This is a genomic window from Psychrobacter sp. 1U2 (assembly GCF_051847575.1).
In genome coordinates, this window is record NZ_JBPYDC010000269.1 from 1 (window position 1) to 1,286 (window position 1,286).

Genomic DNA, 1,286 nt, shown 5'->3' on the forward strand with positions numbered 1-1,286 from the left:
TGTGTTGATACCAGCATCAACAACAACTACAGGAATTGATTTAGCGAATGCTACAGCAGTTCTTGAAGATGATATCTTGCTTGGTGGAGATATTAATATTCTTAGACCTAAAAAAGCAATTGATGCAATATTTATGGCTCATCTTCTTACTCATACTAAAAAGTTCGAAATTGCTCGAAAAGGTCAAGGCATTACGATTATTCATGTTTATGGAAAAGACTTAGCAAGTTTAGACGTTTTAGTTCCCACAAATTTAAAAGAACAACAAAAAATCGCCACCGTGTTAACCACTGCCGATAAAGAAATTGAGTTGCTTGAGCAGCAATTGGCGGATTTACAGCAAGAGAAAAAGGCGTTGATGCAGCAGCTTTTGACAGGTAAGAAGCGGGTGGTGGTTGATGGGTGATTGCCTGATGGAAGCTAAATTATGAGCTTAGACATAACAGAACTTTTGAACACCTTGTTAGGGCTAGGTAGCTTTGGTTTAATATTAGCTGCATTTTTAATTGTTCTTTTTAAAGTGAAAGATATTGCTAGTATTCATGATTATCTAACAAGCCGAAAAAATAAAGCGATAACAGAAGCAATAAATTCAGGTCTGATCACTGACAAAAGTGCTGATTATCTTAAAGAATCATTAGAGAACAATCTATATAAGAATTTTGAGGGCGTGAACTGGGATAAATCGTTTCGAGAAAAGCTACTTGACCTGAGGGAAAAGTCAAATGGTCAGCTTACGTTTAATAAGATAAAAAGAGCTGTAATATTTATCGAGTCTAAAAACGATTCGCTTGTAGTAAAAATAAATTGCTTAGAGAAAATTTTTCTTAGAGTTGGCCTGATAATGGGTATACTCATGTTGCTTATCGGAATAACTATACTTGTCTTATTTCTTTTAGGATTGGAATCTGAATTAGCTACTGCTACCTCAATAAGGCAGTTTATTGTGAAGCAGGCAGTCACTATTTCTTTAGCTTTCTTATTTATGTTTGCTTCAATATGGCTAATGAGAGAAGGGCAGTCATTGAAGTTCGCTTTAGAAATAGACCAGATTTTGTCTAAAGATGAACGCTATCAGAGTGAAGTTGGAAACTGTAATATTCGTTCTATAATGAGTAGCTTATGGCAAGCTATAAAATCTATTGGCAATAAAATCAAAAGCATTTACTAAGCTATTAACGCAAAATTGAAGTTGTTTAATAATCGTTTATTGTTGCAATAGTAGTAATTATGGATAATTTAGGGGTCGTTTTTTGAAAAAGATGCAAAAGTGGTATCTGAATACA

At 34.1% G+C, this 1,286-nt stretch carries 2 protein-coding genes; both read left to right on the forward strand.

What is annotated here, in order from left to right; genetic code table 11:
- Positions 1-406, forward strand: a 406-nt coding sequence (locus ACS8FD_RS15070; protein WP_439276448.1) for a restriction endonuclease subunit S, incomplete at its 5' end; no start/stop codon positions are given.
- Between the two features lie 21 nt (positions 407-427).
- Complete coding sequence (locus ACS8FD_RS15075; protein ID WP_439263039.1) at positions 428-1,171, forward strand: hypothetical protein; 744 nt, start codon at positions 428-430, stop codon at positions 1,169-1,171.
- The last annotated feature ends 115 nt before the right edge of the window (positions 1,172-1,286 follow it).